This is a genomic window from Oceanimonas sp. MB9, from assembly GCF_011319775.1.
In the GTDB taxonomy this organism is placed as follows: Bacteria; Pseudomonadota; Gammaproteobacteria; order Enterobacterales; family Aeromonadaceae; genus Oceanimonas; species Oceanimonas doudoroffii.
This window is the reverse complement of record NZ_VFBE01000005.1, coordinates 966,198-984,474: the sequence shown is the minus strand read 5'-3', so window position 1 is coordinate 984,474 and position 18,277 is coordinate 966,198. Positions and strand designations below refer to the sequence as shown.

The 18,277-nt window shown below is 60.2% G+C and carries 15 protein-coding genes; 8 read left to right on the top strand and 7 right to left on the bottom strand.

Annotation, left to right across the window (positions count from 1 at the left end; all coding sequences use genetic code 11):
* Positions 1-65: 65 nt before the first annotated feature.
* The gene (locus OJHNALOF_RS07855) at positions 66-1,901 is read left to right on the top strand and encodes an EAL domain-containing protein (protein WP_165661674.1); all 1,836 of its coding nucleotides are present in this window, start codon (positions 66-68) and stop codon (positions 1,899-1,901) included.
* Here the strand turns inward: OJHNALOF_RS07855 and OJHNALOF_RS07850 are convergent.
* On the bottom strand, positions 1,873-2,370 hold the full coding sequence (locus tag OJHNALOF_RS07850) for a hypothetical protein (RefSeq protein WP_094200549.1): 498 nt from the start codon (positions 2,368-2,370) through the stop codon (positions 1,873-1,875). The two genes, OJHNALOF_RS07855 and OJHNALOF_RS07850, sit on opposite strands and share 29 nt — an antisense overlap.
* A gap of 137 nt (positions 2,371-2,507) precedes the next feature.
* On the opposite strand from OJHNALOF_RS07850, the gene OJHNALOF_RS07845 reads away from it, so the two are divergent.
* Complete coding sequence (locus OJHNALOF_RS07845; protein ID WP_094199627.1) at positions 2,508-2,903, top strand: MerR family DNA-binding transcriptional regulator; 396 nt, start codon at positions 2,508-2,510, stop codon at positions 2,901-2,903.
* A 51-nt stretch (positions 2,904-2,954) separates the two neighbouring features.
* Here the strand turns inward: OJHNALOF_RS07845 and aroA are convergent, their stop codons facing one another.
* The 4 genes from aroA to gyrA all read right to left on the bottom strand — a co-directional run bounded on the left by aroA (position 2,955) and on the right by gyrA (position 9,897).
* Entirely contained in the window at positions 2,955-4,241 is a 1,287-nt protein-coding gene (gene aroA / locus OJHNALOF_RS07840) for a 3-phosphoshikimate 1-carboxyvinyltransferase (RefSeq protein ID WP_094199628.1), read from the bottom strand.
* 152 nt (positions 4,242-4,393) lie between these two features.
* The gene (gene hisC, locus OJHNALOF_RS07835; RefSeq protein WP_165661672.1) at positions 4,394-5,494 is read right to left on the bottom strand and encodes a histidinol-phosphate transaminase; all 1,101 of its coding nucleotides are present in this window, start codon (positions 5,492-5,494) and stop codon (positions 4,394-4,396) included.
* 576 nt (positions 5,495-6,070) lie between these two features.
* The gene (serC, locus tag OJHNALOF_RS07830; RefSeq protein WP_165661671.1) at positions 6,071-7,153 is read right to left on the bottom strand and encodes a 3-phosphoserine/phosphohydroxythreonine transaminase; all 1,083 of its coding nucleotides are present in this window, start codon (positions 7,151-7,153) and stop codon (positions 6,071-6,073) included.
* 134 nt (positions 7,154-7,287) lie between these two features.
* Positions 7,288-9,897 carry a DNA topoisomerase (ATP-hydrolyzing) subunit A gene (gene gyrA / locus OJHNALOF_RS07825; protein WP_165661670.1) on the bottom strand — a complete coding sequence of 870 codons (2,610 nt, stop codon included), beginning with the start codon at positions 9,895-9,897 and terminating at the stop codon, positions 7,288-7,290.
* Between the two features lie 150 nt (positions 9,898-10,047).
* On the opposite strand from gyrA, the gene ubiG reads away from it, so the two are divergent.
* The 5 genes from ubiG to yfaE all read left to right on the top strand — a co-directional run bounded on the left by ubiG (position 10,048) and on the right by yfaE (position 15,561).
* Positions 10,048-10,746, top strand: a complete 699-nt coding sequence (gene ubiG / locus OJHNALOF_RS07820; protein WP_165661669.1) for a bifunctional 2-polyprenyl-6-hydroxyphenol methylase/3-demethylubiquinol 3-O-methyltransferase UbiG — start codon at positions 10,048-10,050, stop codon at positions 10,744-10,746.
* 5 nt (positions 10,747-10,751) lie between these two features.
* Entirely contained in the window at positions 10,752-11,426 is a 675-nt protein-coding gene (locus OJHNALOF_RS07815) for an HAD family hydrolase (protein WP_094199633.1), read from the top strand.
* A gap of 339 nt (positions 11,427-11,765) precedes the next feature.
* Positions 11,766-14,042 carry a class 1a ribonucleoside-diphosphate reductase subunit alpha gene (nrdA, locus tag OJHNALOF_RS07810; RefSeq protein WP_094199634.1) on the top strand — a complete coding sequence of 759 codons (2,277 nt, stop codon included), beginning with the start codon at positions 11,766-11,768 and terminating at the stop codon, positions 14,040-14,042.
* Positions 14,043-14,158: 116 nt separating this feature from the next.
* Positions 14,159-15,292 carry a class Ia ribonucleoside-diphosphate reductase subunit beta gene (gene nrdB / locus OJHNALOF_RS07805; RefSeq protein WP_094200550.1) on the top strand — a complete coding sequence of 378 codons (1,134 nt, stop codon included), beginning with the start codon at positions 14,159-14,161 and terminating at the stop codon, positions 15,290-15,292.
* A gap of 5 nt (positions 15,293-15,297) precedes the next feature.
* A complete protein-coding gene (gene yfaE, locus OJHNALOF_RS07800) occupies positions 15,298-15,561 on the top strand; it encodes a class I ribonucleotide reductase maintenance protein YfaE (RefSeq protein ID WP_370462301.1) in 264 nt (87 codons plus the stop codon).
* A 3-nt stretch (positions 15,562-15,564) separates the two neighbouring features.
* On the opposite strand, the gene OJHNALOF_RS07795 is transcribed toward yfaE, so the two are convergent.
* Positions 15,565-15,831 (bottom strand): DUF1496 domain-containing protein, encoded by a 267-nt coding sequence (locus tag OJHNALOF_RS07795; protein WP_094199636.1) that lies wholly within the window; start codon positions 15,829-15,831, stop codon positions 15,565-15,567.
* Positions 15,832-16,301: 470 nt separating this feature from the next.
* Complete coding sequence (locus OJHNALOF_RS07790; protein ID WP_094199637.1) at positions 16,302-16,814, bottom strand: hypothetical protein; 513 nt, start codon at positions 16,812-16,814, stop codon at positions 16,302-16,304.
* A 71-nt stretch (positions 16,815-16,885) separates the two neighbouring features.
* On the opposite strand from OJHNALOF_RS07790, the gene OJHNALOF_RS07785 reads away from it, so the two are divergent.
* On the top strand, positions 16,886-18,193 hold the full coding sequence (locus tag OJHNALOF_RS07785) for an AarF/ABC1/UbiB kinase family protein (protein WP_165661668.1): 1,308 nt from the start codon (positions 16,886-16,888) through the stop codon (positions 18,191-18,193).
* Positions 18,194-18,277: the final 84 nt, after the last annotated feature.

Here is an 18,277-nt window from a genome sequence, read left to right as displayed (position 1 = left end):
CAGAATGAGTCCTTTTATCCATATATCACATTGTTATTCATACCATTTTCACAAGGATGCTGACTATGCGGGGAGCACCTCCCTTTGGCCGGTCCCTGTTGCTGGGTGCCACCGTCTTTATACTGCTGAGTCTGCTGCTGCCCTGGTGGTCGGCGTTAAACGCCCTGGGAGATCAGGAACGGCTTGCCCGACAGCAACTGGCCACCCGCTTGAACCAGCAGGCCGAGCCCGCTCCCCTGACGCTGCCCGGCGTCGCCGACATTTACCACCAAGCCCCTCCCGGTGAAACGGGCAAGGCCTGGTGGTTTGGCGACAGCGCCTCCATTCAGCAACTGGAGGTGGAGCAGGGCGCCGTGTTTTACCTGCTGAACACCGGACCGGCAACCCGGCACTGGTTGTCCACTTCCCTGCCCCTTGTCGCCGCCACCCTGCTGCTGTTTGGCGGCCTTTATTATCGCTGGCGCCGGCAACAGACCCAGCGGCAACACACCCTGCAGGCCATGCTGCAAAATGCAGAGCTGGCCGGGGCCGCCGCCGGCCCGGATGCGATTGCCAAAAGCATCAGCGATCTGCATCAGCAACATAAAGAGCAGCTCAATGCACTGCAAAAGGAGCTGGATGCCGCCCGTCTGCAAAGCCAGCAGGACAGCCTGACCACCCTGGGCAACCGCTTTGCCTTTCGCCGAGACCTGATCCACATGCTGGGTAACGAAAACCGCCTGGCCACCGCCACCCTGATGCTGGTGCGGGCCAGCTCATTGCAGGACATCAACAGCCGCAACGGCTTTCAGGCCGGTGATCAGTATCTACAGGACATTTCCCGTCTGATCCGCAAGGTCATTCAAACCCACCCGGGCGCCCATGCCTATCGTGTGAACGGCAGCGACATCGCCGTGCTGCTGGAAGGCCAGTGCAATCCCCTGGCCAAGAGCCTGGGTGGCCAGCTGCGACAGGAACTGCATCATTACCAGCATGTGCACGAGCTGGACTGTGCCGCCTATATCGGCTTTACCCAACTGCTGCCGGGTCAGTCGCCGGAAAGCGTGCTGATCCGGGCCGACTCTGCCCTGGCCCAGGCTCAAAGCGGCGAGCCCAACGGCTGGCGGGTGGTGCTGAAGAACAGCGACGATGAAGACATGGGGGAAAGCCAGTGGCGCCAGCGGCTGCAAAGCATTCTGGAAGGTGACAAGGTGCGGCTGATGGTGCAGCCGGCCCGATTGCTGAAGCCTTCCCTGCCCGGCTACAACGAAATCTTTACCCATTTTCCCAACGACAAGGGTGGCAACTACCCCGCTTCTACCGTGTTCGCCATGTTGCAGCGCCTGGGCATGTCGATGCTGTTTGAGCAGAAGATCATCGAAATGATACTGCGCCAGGTGGCGGCCTGTGAGGTGCCGGCCCAGCGCTGGGCCATCAACCTGACACCGGCCAGCCTGCAGCAGAATTCCTTTCTGATCTGGCTGGAACGAGTGCTGATGCGCAATATCAATGTAACCGCCGCCCTGGTATTTGAACTCGACGAACACGTCCTTGAACACCAGCTAACCAACGGCAAGCGCCTGCTGGAAATGATACGCCGCACCGGCGCCCGCTCGGCGATCAGCAAGTTCGGTCACGGCTATGGCTCCTTTCGGCTGCTGAAAGAGCTCAAACCGGACTACGTCAAGCTGGATCCTGAGCTGGTGCACCACCTGGAAGACGACAGCGCTAACCAGCAGTTTGTGCGCATGATCATCGACCTGGCCCAGCGCCTGGGCTGCCACGTGGTGGCGGAAGGCGTGGAAACCGAAGATCAGAAACGCATGCTGGAAACCATGTATATTGACGGCGTGCAGGGTTATCTCGTCAGCAAACCGGTGCCCCTGACCGGCTTCAAGGGGCTGACGCTGACTTCAGCTTGATCAGGTAGTTGATAAGCTCACCCAGGTGGCGGTAGCGGGTGAGCTCTTCCGGACTGTAGCGGGTAGACATGGTTGAGGCATTGTTGCGGTGCTTGAGGTAGCGCATGATCTGCAGGCGGTTAAAGCCCCCCACCTTGTACACCAACTGCAGCAGGGTCTGTACCTGCTCTTCGTCCAGACCGGTCAGTGCAGCGTAGCCGTCATCCAGGGGGCTGTGAATGGTGACTTCAACCTGGGACAAGCGGCCCTGCTCCTGCAGGTAATCCAGCCACTGCTCCACGTCCATGGGCTTGGCGCCGGCGAGCAGCTCAAAATGGCCCCGGCCGCTGCGACAACCCGACAGCAACACAACCGCCAAGGCGTCACTGTTGCAGCAGAATTCAACCTCTCCCTGCTCGCTCCAGTCCAGGGCCTGAATGCGAATTTCTGCCCTGGCCGCCTCGCCGTCTCTGACCTTGAAAATAAACACGCCGTCTCCGCCGGTTGCCATAAAGCAATAATCTTGGCGTAATAGCCGGTGTGAGTCAAAGCCGGACTTCACAGCCTGTCACCTTGGGTGTAAGGTTCGCCGCTCAAACTTGTTTTTCAGCTGTAGCAGGAGTTGCCATGATGCCCAATAAGGAAGTCACCTACACCATATCCGAGTTGGCCGACGAGTTTGACATTACCCCCCGAACCCTGCGTCATTACGAGGAGCTGGGTCTGCTCACCCCCAAGCGCAAGGGCAACAGCCGTATTTACAGCCACAAGGACAGAATTCGCCTCACCCTGACCCTGCGGGGCAAGCGCCTGGGGTTCAGCCTGGCGGAAATGCGCGAGTTGTTCGAACTCTATGATGCCGAGCACAGCACTCGGCCCCAGCTGCACTCCATGGTGGCCATGATCGCGGAAAAGCGCATCGTGCTGCAGCAGCAGCAGGACGACATAGAAAAGGTGCTGGCAGAGCTGGACGCCGCCGATATCAAGGCAAAGGAAGCGCTGGAAAAAATGAAGCACCACTGAGAAATAAAACGTCAGACGCAAGAAAAAGCCCCGCTTGGCGGGGCTTTTGATTTATTGGTCGTGGCTGACGCTGGCCAGCTTGTCGAAGTAGTCCGGAAAGGTCTTGGAAGTGCAGCCCGGATCCAGAATCACCACGGGTGTGTCACTCAGCGCCACCAGCGAAAAACACATGGCGATACGGTGATCATTGTAGGTGGCAATCTCCGCCTCCTGCAGCGCCGGCGCCGGGGTCACTACCAGGTAGTCTTCCCCTTCTTCCACCTCGACACCCAGCTTTTTCAGCTCGGTGGCCATGGCGTAAAGCCGGTCGGTTTCCTTCACCCGCCAGTTGTAAATATTGCTGATGCGGGTGGTGCCTTCGGCAAACAGGGCCGTGGTGGCAATGGTCATGGCCGCATCGGGAATGTGGTTCATGTCCATGTCCACCGCCTTCAGCGGGCCCACATGCTCGGCCTCGATAAAGTCGTCACCCCAGGTGATCTTTGCCCCCATGGCTTCCAGCACATCGGCAAAACGAATGTCGCCCTGAATGCTGTCACGGCCAATGCCGGTAACCCGCACTCGGCCCTTGATGGCGCCGGCGGCGAGGAAATAGGAGGCAGAGGAGGCGTCCCCTTCCACCATAAAGGCGCCCGGCGACACATAGGTCTGGTTGCCGGTAATGTAAAAGGTCTGGTAGTCGTCGTGCTCCACCACCACACCGAACTGCTTCATGATGTGCAGGGTAATGTCGATGTAGGGCTTGGACACCAGCTCGCCCTTGATATGGATGCGAGTATCACCCGACGCCATGGGGGCGGCCATCAGAAAGGCGGTCAGAAACTGGCTGGAGACGGAGCCGTCCACATGCACATCTCCACCCCACAGGCCCTTGCCGTTGATAAACACCGGTGGATAGCCGTCGGTCTTGAGATAGCTGATATCGGCACCGGCTTCCCGCAGGGCATCCACCAAATGGCCGATGGGACGCTCCCACATACGCGGCTCACCGGTCAGGGTAAACTCGCCAGTACCCAGGCACAGGGCGGCGCACAGGGGCCGCATGGCGGTGCCGGCATTGCCCAGAAACAAGGTCACCGGCTCGCCGACACTGAAGGCCCGCCCCAGTCCGTGCACCACGCACTCGGTCTTGTCTTCCGAGAGCTCATACTGCACTCCCAGCTGTTTGAGCGCATCCAGCATATGGCGAATGTCGTCGCTGTCGAGCAGGTTGGTCAGGCGGGTGGTACCCTGGGCCAGCGCGGCCAGCAACAGGGCACGGTTTGACACCGACTTGGAGCCGGGCAGGTTCACCGTGCCCGCCACCCGGGCAATGGGAGATAGTTTGAGACTTTCCATAATCTTCCTGGAGATGGGGATAAAACGTTTGAAGCTACCCTGACGTTATCAGGGCGGGCCGGTCAGGGCAAGCGACTTGCCCGGTTGCCGTGAGCAGTGATGGGTCGAGGACAGGGCGGCACTGAGTCTGCTCTGTCCCCGAAGGCACCGGCTTAGTCCAGTACCTTTTTCAGTGCCTCGATGCTGCGCTGGTTTTCGGCTTCAAGGCCAATGCTGATACGCAGGCAGGTAGGCAGGCCGTAGCCGGCAATGGGCCGCACTATCACCCCTTCCCGCAGCAATGCCTGATAGACGGGGCCGGCGTCCCGCTGCAGATCCAGGGTGATAAAGTTGCCTCGAGAAGGAATGTATTTCAGCCCTCGCTCGTTGAAGAAGGTTTCATACATGGCCATGCCCTGATTATTCAGCGCCACCGCCTCGGCCAGGTAGGCGTCGTCGTTCAGGGCCGCTTCCGCCGCTGCCAGCGCCAGGCTGTTGCAGTTAAAGGGCTCACGCACCCGGTTCAGCACCGCCACCAGATCGGGATGACAGACCATGTAACCCACCCGCAGGCCCGCCAGGCCGTAAGCCTTGGAGAAGGTGCGAGACACGATAAGGTTGGGGTATTCGTTCAGCCAGTCGATGGACGGCAGACGCTCGTCTTCGCCCACATACTCGGTATAGGCTTCATCCAGCACCACCAGCACATGGGCCGGCACACGCTCCATAAAGGCCTTTACCTCTTGCTTGCCGAGGAAGGTGCCGGTCGGGTTGTTGGGGTTGGTAATGCACACCAGCCGAGTGGCCGGGGTAATGGCCGCCGCCATGGCGTCGAGATCGTGGCCACAGTCCACCGCCGGCACTTCCACCGCCTTGGCACCATGGGCCTGAGTGGCCAGCGCGTAAACGATAAAGGTGTACTGGGAATAGACCACTTCCTGCTGCGAGCCCACAAAGGTGTGGAACAGCAGATCGATCAGCTCGTTCGAGCCGTTGCCCAGAATAAGCTGATCGGTGTTCACCTTCAGCTTGCCGGCCAGGGCCGTTTTCAGGGCAAAGCCGTTGGCGTCCGGGTAGCGGGCCAGCTCCGGCAGCGCTTTTTGAATGGCTGCAATGGCCTTGGGGCCCGGGCCCAGCGGGTTTTCGTTTGATGCCAGCTTGACACTGTGGCTGATGCCGAGCTCACGCTCCAGCTCTTCCACCGGCTTGCCCGGCTGATAAGGATGCAGACCCGGTACCCCCGGGTTGGCCAGGGCCAGAAAATCAATACTCACGTTGGCTCCTTGTATGTGTTGTTAATGCCTTGCTCCGCAAGGCCCGCCTACTGAAGTGACGGCTACTGACAATTTTAATTTCCATGATAAAGCCGTCATCTCCGCGGAGGCGGAGATCCATGACATATCGCACTGGACTCCCACCTGCGCGGGAGTGACAGCAGAGAAATACGAATTTTTCTGCAACCCGAGGCTTCAGGCCGTAGCCAGCCCCTCCAAAACGGCGCTGTATTCTTTTTTAACCTGCCGACTTAGCTGTTGGGATTCGCTGCGCTCATCACCAACCTACGGCAAACAGGCAATTCTAAAGCTTCACGAAGCAGCAGTGGGGATTGCCGTAGCCGACCGTCAAATGCCATGGCCGAAAAGTTGCTCCTGCATTTTCGGCATTCCCGCCATCCCTGGCGGTCAGACGCATTTGCCGAGCGCTCATGGGGCGAGCTTGCTCGCCGTGACGAAGCAGTGAATCCCGACCGAACATTAACTATGTTCGCAGCGGGGTTCACTGCTGAGTGTCATTCATGGAAGCGTGTCGGCAGAGTGCAACCGCGCTGCTGCTTCGCATTGTAGGCTGGTTCAGCTGTTGCGCTTGGCGAAGTCGTCCATAAAGTCGACCAGGGCCTGTACGCCTTCAATGGGCATGGCGTTATACACACTGGCACGCATGCCGCCCACGATGCGGTGGCCCTTGAGCGCCAGCAGGCCGGCGGCCTTGGCTTCCTTCAGGAAGGCCTCATTCAAAGACTCATCCTTCAGCTGGAATGGAATGTTCATCCAGGAGCGGGCACTGGAGTGAACCCGGTTCTCATAGAAGTCGCTGGTATCCACATAGCTGTAGAGCAGCTCGGCCTTGGCCTGGTTCTGCTTGCCAATGGCTTCCACACCGCCCTTCTCTTTCAGCCACTGGAACACCAGTCCGGCCAGGTACCAGGCATAGGTGGGCGGCGTATTCAGCATGGAGTCGGCCTTGGCCATGGCGGCGTAGTCCATGATGGCGGGCACATTGGGGCAAGCCTGATCCAGCAGGTCGTCACGCACAATGACCACCGCCAGGCCGGACGGACCAATGTTCTTCTGGGCGCCGGCATAGATAATGCCGAATTTGCTCACATCCACCGGACGGGACAGAATGGTGGACGACATGTCCGCCACCAGGGGCACATCGCCGGTATCGGGAATAAAGTCGTACTCAATGCCTTCCACGGTTTCGTTCGGGCAGTAGTGCACATAGGCGGCGGTGGGATCCAGATCCCAGCTGGTGGCCAGTTTGCGCGGGCCTTCGCCGGCTTCAAAGCCGTCCAGCACCCGGACGGTACCCACCTTCTCGGCTTCGGCTACCGCCGAACGGGACCACTGACCGGTAACAATGTAATCGGCCTTGGCGTTCTTGCCCATCAGGTTCAGCGCCACGGCGGCAAACTGGCCGCGTCCGCCGCCCTGCAGGAACAGTACCTTGTAGTTGTCGGGGATTTGCATCAGCTCACGCAGATCCCGCTCGGCCTGCGCCGCTACCGCCATGTAATCGGCACCGCGGTGGCTGAGCTCCATCACCGACACACTCAAGCCGTTAAAATCGCGAAACTCGGCCTGTGCCCGCTGCATGACCTCAACCGGCAACATGGCCGGACCTGCGCTGAAGTTGTAAACCATCTTTCCCATTTTCCCTGAGTTAACCTGCTAAGTTGTTTGGCGCCGAACACCGGCGCTTTCTCGTTTTACACGGCGCTTGAGCGCCAAGTCAAAGCAAAATCCGATCCAGAGCACAAAAAAGAGGCCCGCAGGCCTCATGTTTGTTACTCGTCGGTGGCCGGTGCAGCAGCGTCATCCGCCGCCCCGGAGTCCAGCCCTTCCTCGCCTTCGATCGGCTCGTCGTCTTCCGGCTCCTCGATGCGCTGCAGCCCTACCACCTGCTCGTCTTCTCCGGTGCGGATCAAACGCACGCCGGCGGTGTTACGGCTGATCAGGCTCACTTCCGACACGCGAGTACGCACCAGGGTACCGCCGTTGGTGATCAGCATGATTTCGTTGGTTTCGTCCACCTGAATGGCCCCTACCACGGCACCGTTGCGGTCACTCACCTTGATCGACATCACACCCTGCGTGGCCCGGCTCTTGGTGGGGTACTCCTCCAGGGCGGTACGCTTGCCGTAACCATTGGCGGTGGCGGTAAGAATGGCGCCCTCGCCTCGCGGTACGATCAGCGATACCACACTGTCGTTGTCGCTCAGGCGAATACCGCGCACGCCGGTGGCGGTACGGCCCATGGCGCGCACCTGATCTTCATGGAAACGCACCACCTTGCCGGCATCGGAGAACAGCATAATCTCGTTGTCGCCGTCGGTGATGTCCACCCCGATCAGCTCGTCGCCTTCGGTCAGGTTGATGGCGCGAATGCCCGAGGCCAGCGGCCGGCTGAAGGCAGTCAGCTCGGTTTTCTTCACCGTGCCCTGACGGGTGGCAAAGAACACCGCCTTGTCGTCGGCATATTCCTTCACCGGCAGAATGGCGGTGATGCGCTCGTGCTCGTCCAGCGGCAACAGGTTGACAATGGGGCGGCCACGGGCGGTGCGGCTGGCTTCCGGCAACTGATACACCTTGAGCCAGTACACCTTGCCGGCGGTGGAGAAGCACAGAATGGTGTCGTGGGTGTTGGCCACCAGCAGGCGCTCGACAAAGTCTTCTTCCTTCATGCGGGTCGCCGACTTGCCGCGGCCGCCACGGCGCTGGGCCTCGTAGTCGGTGAGCGGCTGGTACTTGACGTAACCCTGGTGGGACAGGGTCACCACCACGTCTTCCTGGGTGATCAAATCCTCCAGGTTGATTTCGGCACTGGAAGTGGTGATTTCGGTGCGGCGGGTGTCGCCAAACTGCTCTTTCAGCGCCTCCAGCTCTTCCCGAATCACTTCCATCAGGCGGGCACTGCTGTTGAGAATGTGCAGCAGCTCGGCAATCTGCTCGAGCAGCGACTTGTATTCATCCAGGATCTTCTCGTGCTCAAGGCCGGTCAGGCGGTGCAGACGCAGCTCCAGAATGGCCTGGGCCTGTTGTTCGGTCAGGTAATAGCGACCGTCACGAATACCGTAATCCGGCTCCAGCCATTCCGGGCGGGCGGCGTCGTCACCGGCACGCTCCAGCATGCTGGCCACGTTGCCCAGCTCCCACCCTTGCGCCAGCAGGCCGGCCTTGGCTTCCGCCGGGGTCGGCGAGCGGCGAATCAGCTCAATCACCGGATCGATGTTGGCCAGGGCAATGGCCAGGCCTTCCAGGATGTGGGCCCGGTCCCGCGCCTTGCGCAGTTCAAACACGGTACGACGGGTCACCACTTCGCGACGGTGCTGAATAAAGCACTCCAGCATTTCCTTCAGGTTGAAGGTGCGCGGCTGGTTGTTGTCGAGGGCGACCATGTTGATGCCGAAAACGGTCTGCATCTGGGTCTGGGCATACAGGTTGTTGAGGATCACCTCACCTACCTCGCCCCGGCGCACCTCGATCACGATGCGCATGCCGTCCTTGTCGGACTCGTCGCGCAGGGCGGAAATGCCCTCGATGCGTTTTTCCTTGACCAGCTCGGCGATTTTCTCGATCAGCCGGGCCTTGTTCACCTGATAGGGCAGCTCGGAGACGATAATGGTCTCGCGACCGGTTTTCTCGTCGGTTTCAATCTCCGCCAGGGCGCGCACGTAGATCTTGCCGCGACCGGTACGGTAGGCATCGAGAATGCCGGACTTGCCGTTGATGATACCGCCGGTCGGAAAGTCCGGGCCGGGTATCAGCTCAATCAACTGATCGAGGCTGATGTGCTCGTCATCGATCAATGCCAGGCAGCCATCCACCACCTCGTTGAGGTTGTGGGGAGGAATATTGGTGGCCATGCCCACGGCGATGCCGGAAGAGCCGTTCACCAGCAGGTTGGGTACCTTGGTGGGCATCACCGCCGGGATCAGTTCGGTGCCGTCATAGTTCGGCACCCAGTCGACGGTTTCCTTGTCCAGATCCGCCAGCAGCTCGTGAGCAATCTTGTCCATGCGCACTTCGGTATAACGCATGGCGGCGGCGGAGTCGCCGTCTACCGAGCCGAAGTTGCCCTGGCCGTCGACCAGGGTGTAGCGCATGGAAAAGTCCTGTGCCATGCGCACTATGGTGTCATATACCGCGCTGTCGCCGTGGGGGTGATATTTACCTATTACGTCGCCCACCACACGGGCCGACTTTTTATAAGGTTTATTCCAGTCGTTGCCGAGCTCGTTCATGGCGAACAGCACGCGGCGATGCACCGGCTTCAGGCCGTCTCGAACATCGGGAAGGGCACGCCCCACGATCACGCTCATGGCGTAATCGAGGTAGGAGCGCGTCAGCTCTTCCTCAATGTTGATCGGCATGATTTCTCGGGCCAAATCGGTCATAGCAAGCCTTGTCCCCAGGTTATTGATTATATGGCTTTAAAAAGCGAGCCATTCTAGCACAGTTCCGGCCCGACGGGAGCAGTGAAGCTGGCGACCCCTGCCGGCTTGGTTATAATGGGCACCCCAATCGCCCAGGCACAAGGCAGTTTCATGAACGTAGATCAACAGGAAATCGACAAATTCGAGGCCATGGCCTCTCGCTGGTGGGATCTGGAGGGGGATTTCAGGCCCCTGCACAACATCAATCCATTGCGCCTTGGCTGGATTGCCGACAAGGCCGACGGCCTCTTTGGCAAGCGGGTGATCGACATCGGCTGCGGCGGCGGCATTCTCAGTGAAAGCCTGGCCCGGGAAGGGGCCGAGGTGACCGGCGTCGACATGGGCCGGGAGCCCCTGGCAGTGGCCCGCTTGCACGCCCTGGAAAGCGGCGTCAGCGTCAACTACCGCCAGGCCACCGCCGAGCAGATGGCCGAAGAGCAGCCCGGCCAGTATGAGCTGGTCACCTGCATGGAAATGCTGGAGCACGTGCCCGAGCCGGCTTCCGTGGTGGCCGCCTGCGCCAGGCTGGCCAAACCCGGCGCCAACCTGGTGTTTTCCACCATCAACCGCAATCCCAAGGCCTGGCTGCTGATGATCGGCGCCGCCGAGCACCTGCTGAAAATGGTGCCCAAGGGTACCCATGATCACCGCAAATTCATTCGCCCCGCCGAGCTGTGCCGTTTTATCGAGGCCGCCGGTCTGGTGGTAAAGGACATTCAGGGCGTGGTGTACCGGCCGTTGCAGGGCGACTTCAAGCTCAGCCATGATGCAGACGTCAACTACATGGTTCACGCCATCAAACCGGAGTAAACGGCATGCTCAAGGCGGTATTGTTTGACCTCGACGGCACCCTGCTCGACACCGCGGGCGACATGGGCGCCGCCGCCAACCATGTGATCACCGGCCTTGGCCTCAACGCCCTGTCCGACGAGGTGCTGGCCTGCACTACCTCCGACGGCTCCTATGCCCTGCTCAGGGCCGGCATTCCGCAGGCCATGATTGAGCAGCACGGGCTGGATCGGTTACGGGAACGCATGCTCGGTTTTTACCGTCAAAACCTGTGTCACCACACCCAGCCTTACGCCGGCGTGCCCGAGCTGCTGGGCTGGCTCAATCAGAATGCCATTCCCTGGGGGGTAGTCACCAACAAGCCTGCGGCGCTCACCGAGCCGCTGCTGGCGGCCTTGCCGCTGTTCTCGCAGTGTGGCGTCACCGTCAGCGCCGACACCCTGGCCCATAAAAAGCCGCACCCGGCGCCGCTGCTGCATGCCGCCGCGCACCTGGGGGTGAAAGCCGACCACTGTGTCTATGTGGGCGATCACCGTCGCGACATCGAGGCGGGGCTGGCCGCCGGCATGGCCACCCTGGCCGCGGGCTGGGGTTATGTGTCGGCGGGTGAGGATCCCCACCGCTGGCAGGCCGGGGCCGTCATGGACTCGGTTGATGCACTCAGCCACTGGCTGAAAGGGGCATTTGACGCCCCCTGTTGAAAGATCCCGCGGATCCGCAAGCCGGTCATTTTTGCAAGCCAAATATTTAAAAAAAAGTTTTTCGCCGGCCACAAAAAAGACAGTGTTTTGCCAATGCCAGAGTCCCAACGGCACACCAGTTAGTAAACGCAAACATCGGTGTATTTCACACAGATTATCCACAAGCTGCCCAGTGCCGGGGCGGCTTGAGAATCGTGAACCAACCCACTATATTGTGCCCATTCCACTCAACGACAACTATATGTTGTGCTTCCTCCGCACCACGACCACACTATATAGGGTGGTTGGACGCACGGGATTTGCCGAGCAACACAACACCACTGGGAGAAGGTCCATCTCATGAATAAACATCTGCTGGTTACCAAACGCTCCGGCGCCAAGGAGCCCATCGATCTGGACAAGATCCACCGGGTGATCACCTGGGCCGCCGAGGGCCTGGACAATGTATCCGTGTCCCAGGTGGAACTGCGCTCCCACATCCAGTTCTATGACGGTATCCGCACCGAAGACATTCACGAGACCATCATCAAGGCCGCCGCCGATCTGATCTCCGAGCAGAGCCCGGACTACCAGTACCTGGCAGCCCGCCTGGCCATGTTCCATCTGCGCAAGAAAGCCTATGGTGAGTTCGAGCCGCCCCACTTCCATGACCACGTGGTGCGCCTGACCGAAATGGGCAAGTACGACCAGCACATTCTGGCCGACTACAGCCGCGAGGAATTCGAGGCCATGAATGCGCGCCTACACCACGAGCGCGACATGAACTTCTCCTATGCCGCCATCAAGCAGCTCGAAGGCAAATATCTGGTGCAGAACCGGGTGTCCGGCGACATCTACGAGAGCCCGCAGTTCCTCTACATGCTGGTGGCCGCCTGCCTGTTCTCCAAGTATCCGAAAGAGACCCGGCTGGACTACGTCACCCGTTTTTATGACGCCGTGTCCACCTTCAAAATTTCCCTGCCCACGCCCATCATGTCCGGCGTGCGCACCCCTACCCGCCAGTTCAGCTCCTGCGTGCTGATCGAGTGCGGCGACAGCCTGGATTCCATTAACGCCACCTCCGGCGCCATCGTGCGTTACGTGTCCCAGCGCGCCGGCATCGGCATCAACGCCGGCCGCATTCGCGCCCTGGGCAGCCCCATTCGTGGCGGCGAAGCCTTTCACACCGGCTGCATTCCGTTCTACAAGCACTTTCAGACCGCGGTCAAATGCTGCTCCCAGGGCGGCGTACGTGGCGGTGCCGCCACCCTGTTCTACCCCATGTGGCACCTGGAAGTAGAGTCCCTGCTGGTACTGAAAAACAACCGTGGCGTGGAAGAAAACCGCGTGCGCCACATGGACTACGGCGTGCAGATCAACCGCCTGATGTACCAGCGCCTGATCAAGGGCGGCGACATTACCCTGTTCAGCCCGTCCGACGTGCCCGGCCTGTATGACGCCTTCTTTGAGGATCAGGCCAAATTTGAAGAGCTCTACGTCAAGTACGAAGCCGACGACAGCATTCGCAAGCGCACCGTCAAGGCGGTGGAGCTGTTCTCGTTGATGATGCAGGAGCGTGCCGGCACCGGCCGTATCTATGTGCAGAACGTGGATCACTGCAACACCCACAGCCCGTTCGATGCCAAAGTGGCGCCGGTGCGCCAGAGCAACCTGTGCCTGGAAATCGCCCTGCCCACCAAGCCGCTGATGGACATCAACGACGAGAACGGTGAAATCGCCCTGTGCACCCTGTCGGCCTTTAACCTGGGCGCCATCGACAAACTGGAAGATCTGGAAGGCCTGGCGGATCTGGCGGTACGCGCCCTGGATGCCCTGCTCGACTATCAGGACTACCCCCTGCTGGCAGCCAAAAAAGGCTCCATGAACCGCCGTACTCTGGGTATTGGCGTGATCAACTACGCCTACTACCTGGCCAAAAACGGCGTCAAGTACTCCGACGGCAGTGCCATCGGCCTGACCCATCAGACCTTTGAAGCCATTCAGTACTACCTGCTGAAGGCCTCGGTACAGCTGGCGAAGGAATTCGGCCCCTGCCCGGCCTTTAACGAGACCACTTATGCCCAGGGCGTGCTGCCCATCGACACCTACAAGAAGGATCTCGATGCCATCTGCCAGGAGCCGCTGCGCCTGGACTGGGAAACCCTGCGGGAAGAGATCAAGACCACCGGTCTGCGCAACAGCACCCTGACCGCGCTGATGCCGTCCGAGACCTCAAGCCAGATCTCCAACGCCACCAACGGCATCGAGCCGCCCCGTGGCCTGGTGTCGGTCAAAGCGTCCAAAGACGGCATTCTCAAGCAGGTGGTGCCGGAGTATGAGCGCCTCAAGAGCCAGTACGAGCTGCTGTGGCAGATGCCGTCCAACGACGGTTACCTGCAGCTGGTGGGTGTGATGCAGAAATTCGTGGATCAGGCCATTTCCGCCAACACCAACTACGATCCCGCCCGCTTTGACGGCGGCCGGGTGCCGATGAAGCAACTGCTGAAAGATCTGCTCACCGCCTACAAATTCGGTCTCAAGACCCTGTACTATCACAACACCCGTGACGGTGCGGCAGACGCCCAGAATGACCTGCAGGAAGATGACGGCTGCGCCGGCGGCGCCTGCAAGATTTAAGGCGCCTTACTGAAATAACTCGCGGCGGGTTTGCTCCCGCCGCCGTGCGCAGCGTCGCTGATACCGCCCCAGGCGGTTGAGCGGCACTGCGCTCTTGTCTTTGCGGAATGAGAAAAATGTCTTACACCACTTTCAGTCAAGTTCAGAATGATCACATGAAAGAGCCCATGTTCCTCGGCAATCCGGTGAACGTGGCCCGTTATGATCAGCAGAAATACGAAATTTTTGAAAAGCTGATTGAAAAGCAGCTGTCCTTTTTCTGGCGTCCGGAAGAAGTGGACGTGTCCCAGGACCGCATTGATTACCAGGCGCTGCCGGATCACGAAAAGCACATTTTCATCAGCAACCTCAAATACCAGACCCTGCTCGACTCCATTCAGGGTCGCAGCCCCAACGTGGCACTGCTGCCGCTGGTGTCCATTCCCGAGCTGGAAACCTGGATTGAGACCTGGGCGTTTTCCGAGACCATCCACTCCCGCTCCTACACCCACATTATTCGCAATATCGTCAACGATCCGGCCAAGGTCTTTGACGATATCGTGGCCAACGAGCACATTCAGAAACGCGCCAAGGATATCGCCCACTACTACGACGAACTGATCGAATACACCAACTTCTATCACCTCTACGGCGAAGGCGAGCACGAGATCAAGGGCCGCAAGGTGCTGATCAACCTGTATGAGCTGAAGAAAAAGCTCTACCTGTGCCTGATGTGCGTCAACGCCCTGGAAGCCATTCGCTTCTACGTGAGCTTTGCCTGCTCCTTTGCCTTTGCCGAGCGCGAGCTGATGGAAGGCAACGCCAAGATCATCAAACTCATTGCCCGGGACGAGGCCCTGCACCTAACCGGCACCCAGCACATGATTAACATTCTGCGCAGCGGTGACGACGATCCAGACATGGCGCAGATCGCCAAAGACTGCGAACAGCAGTGCTTTGAGCTGTTCAAGGCCGCCGCCATTCAGGAAAAGGAATGGGCCGAATACCTGTTCAAGGACGGCTCCATGATCGGCCTGAACAAGGACATTCTGTGCCAGTACGTGGAATACATCACCAACCTGCGCATGCAGGCGGTGGGTCTGGAGCCGGCTTTTGCAGGCGCCAAGCAAAACCCGATTCCCTGGATCAACGCCTGGCTGTCATCCGACAATGTGCAGGTGGCGCCCCAGGAGGTGGAAGTGAGCTCCTATCTGGTGGGTCAGATTGACTCCCATGTGAGCCACGACGATCTGGGTGACTTTGAACTGTGAGCAAAGTGCGCACGCGCGATCTCAGCTTTGAACTGCGGGCGGGGGAAACCCTGCTCGACGGCCTGGAACGCACCGGACACGCGGTGGAATATCAGTGCCGCGAGGGCTACTGCGGCGCCTGCCGTACCCCCCTGCTTGAGGGCTGCGTGCGCTACCCGGAAACGCCGCTGGCCTTTGTGGCCAGCGGCGAAGTACTGCCCTGTTGCTGCCGGCCCGAGGGCGAGGTGCTGCTTGACGTGCCGCTGCTCGGAGTCAAAAAACAGGCCTGAGCCTCAACGCATTTTGCCGGCCTCGCCGGCATTGGGATCAAACGGCTGCCAGCTCAGCCGGCCATTTTGCTCAAACGACTTCTCCTTCGCGCACACAAACCACTGTTGTCCCATCTGGATCACCGCCCCTCGGGAATAGCGCTTGTCGGCGTAATAACACACCGGCTCAATGCCGGCGGCAATGTTCAGCTCCACCGGGGCGGTGGTAATGGTTTCGGCACCGGCCAGCGCCGGCAGTCCCCAGCACAGTCCCCACAGCAGCCTTTTCATGATGTTGCTCTCACGCAATGACACAGATGGTTTTATGGTAGCACCGCCACCCGCCCCGAGGCTTGCTTTTCCGCTTGCCCCCGGCTAACGTGGTTATAGCTTTTTTCTTCATTTTTAGTCACTTGCAACGCCATGGAGCGACATGGCGGCGCTTTAAGCCGGTTTGTTTTGTTGGTATTGCCATCGGGCAGCTGATAAGGGAGACATCGCCTTGAAGTAGTCGTTTTGCCGTGATCATGTAGTCACTCTGTCGTCATCACGACATTTTGCGCCCTCCAGAAAGGAAAACGGCACCTTTTTGTGGGCGAGAAATCCACGGAGCCACATCATGAGCAAGGAAAAAGTGAAAAAGAAAGCCCGAAAAACCCTGAAGGAAAAACGCCAGGAGAAGCGGGACAAGCGTACCAACGCCGAATAATCCCGCCGGCAGTTACCGCAAGGGCGCCGCCACGGCGCCCTTTTTGATGTGCTCAGTCCAGATACCACTCCCAGCGCAGCTGCCGAATGCGCCCGTCCCGCCAGGAGATGGTCACCGCCTCCGTGGTTTCCACCGAACCATAACGCCAGTAATCCGCGTGCCGCTCCGTGGGCCGGCCCAGCTGCCGCTCCAGCCCTTCTCCCGGGCTGCCCGGCTGTAGAAATGCCGGCAGCCCGGGGTGCGGCCGCGTCAGCAGCAAAAACACCGGCAGGCCGCCGGGCCTGGCGCTTTCCCGGGACCAATAGGTGCGGGCTTCCAGTCCGGGACAACGCAGAATTTCAACCTGGTCGGTCACCCCTGGCACATGGGCGTTGTCCACCAGCCGGTAATCATAGCGAGGAGCGTCACAGGGCGCGGCCATCACCGCGTCGGCAATGCGCTCCAGGCGGGCCAGGGTTCGCTCCTGGGGGCCGGCGCAACCGGCCAGCATCAAACACAGCGCCAGCCAGCCTGCGCCCCTGTGCAGGGGGTTCCTCGGTATCGACAAAGGGTTGGGATGGATCATGGGGAGCCCTTGAATTCGAATGGAAATGGCCGTTTCTCGGTCTGTGTGCCCATCATCTTTGAGGAGACATTATGAGCACCGACGACAAGGGGAGTAAAGTCCCTGCACACCGGCTGGCGCGCATGGGCCATCTGGCATCACTGGCCACCCGGGTGGCCGGTGGCATGCTGAGCGAAGGCGCCCGCCGCCTGGTCAGGGGAGAGCGCCCGGCGGCTCGGGAGTTGCTGCTGACCCCCGCCAACGCCCGCCGGGTGGGCGATCAGCTGGCCCGTTTGCGCGGGGCGGCGATGAAGGTGGGCCAGCTGCTGTCGATGGACGCCGGCGAACTGCTGCCCGCGGAGCTGGCCGACCTGCTGGCCCGGCTGCGGGCCGAAGGTACGCCCATGCCCTCCCCTCAGCTGGCCGGAATGCTGACGCAGGAACTGGGGCCCGACTGGCAACGCCACTTCGCCCATTTCGAGTTTCGTCCCCTGGCGGCGGCGTCCATCGGTCAGGTACACCGGGCCTGGGCCGACGATGGCGAGGCGCTGGCGGTCAAGGTGCAATACCCCGGCATTGCCGGCAGCATCGACAGTGACGTGAACAATGTCGCCAGCCTGCTGCGGCTCAGTGGCCTGGTGCCCGCCGGGGTCGATTATCAGGGGATGCTCGACGAAGCCAAACAGCAACTGCACGCCGAAGCCGACTATCACCGGGAAGCGCGCCAGCTGGCGCGCTTCAACGCCCTGCTGGGTGATGATGACCGCTTTGTGTTACCACGGGTGCGTACAGACATCAGTACGGGCCGGTTGCTGGCCATGAGTTATGTGCAAGGTAGCCCCATTGAAACCCTGAGTAATGAACCCCAGCCGGTGCGCAACCGGCTGATGGCGCTGCTGTTTGAGCTGCTGTTTCGCGAGCTGTTTGAATTCAATCTGGTACAGACCGATCCCAACTTCGCCAACTTTTTCCACCATCAAGGCCGGCTGGTGCTGCTCGACTTTGGCGCCACCCGGGAATACGCTTCCGGTTTTGCGCAAGGATACCGCCACCTGTTTGCCGCCGCCCTGCACCAGGATAATTCCGCCATGGAGCAGGCCCTGAGCGACATCGGCTTTTTCAGCCAGCATATTATTCCCGAGCAGAAGCAGGCGGTGATTCACATGGTGCAACTGGCCTGCAAGCCGCTGCACCAGGACGCCCCCTTTGACTTTGGCCACAGCAGCCTGGCCCGGCGCCTGCGCGACGCCGGCACCGCACTCAGCATGCGACAGGATTACTGGCACAGCCCGCCCGCCGATGCGCTGTTTCTGCATCGCAAGATAGGAGGCCTCTATCTGCTGGCGGCGCGCCTTGGCGCCCAGGTCAATATGCGCCGGCAGTTGCAGCCCTGGCTGTAAAAACCGGCGGGGCCATTGCCAAGGATAATGGCCCCATATACAGTAGGGAGTTGAATGACAACCTACCAGCAAATCGAGCCCAGT